This window comes from Mycolicibacterium arseniciresistens (genome assembly GCF_030519285.1).
GTDB lineage: Bacteria > Actinomycetota > Actinomycetes > Mycobacteriales > Mycobacteriaceae > Mycobacterium > Mycobacterium arseniciresistens.
This window is the reverse complement of sequence record NZ_JAUMSQ010000555.1, coordinates 1-440: the sequence shown is the minus strand read 5'-3', so window position 1 is coordinate 440 and position 440 is coordinate 1. Positions and strand designations below refer to the sequence as shown.

1 protein-coding gene is annotated in these 440 nt (G+C 76.8%); it reads right to left on the bottom strand.

The features are described from left to right. Nucleotides 1–10 precede the first annotated feature (10 nt). Nucleotides 11–440 (bottom strand): hypothetical protein (locus Q2100_RS31455; protein ID WP_302917153.1); only part of this gene is annotated, 430 nt, incomplete at its 5' end.

Genomic DNA, 440 nt, shown 5'->3' with positions numbered 1-440 from the left:
GGCCGGCGGGTCAGCCGACCCGCAGCCAGCCCGTGGTGTGCCGGTAGAAGGTCGAGCGTTTCACCGGCCGCGGCGCCGCAACGCCGTCGCGGGTCAGCAGCGCCCCCGGGGTGCCGAGCTGTACGGCGCGCCCTGACACCCAGCCGCGCGGCCGCCCGCGCGGCGAGAGCACCGCGGCGCGCAGACCCGGCAGCGCCGCCGTCGCTTCGATCCGCACCCCGTGGACGTCGCCGTCGAACAGCACGGTGTCGTCGACGACGGCCTCGCCGACGAGCGCTGTGCCTTCGGGGGAACCTGTCCACGACGCCGTTCCGACCAGCGCGGTACCGGTGTCGTCGCGGATCAGCGGCACCAGCGTCGCCGGCGCGGTCAGTGCCCGCCTCACCCCGAAGCGGCCGGCGACGGCGACCTCGACGTCGAGCCGGTCGGCGCGCAGCAGC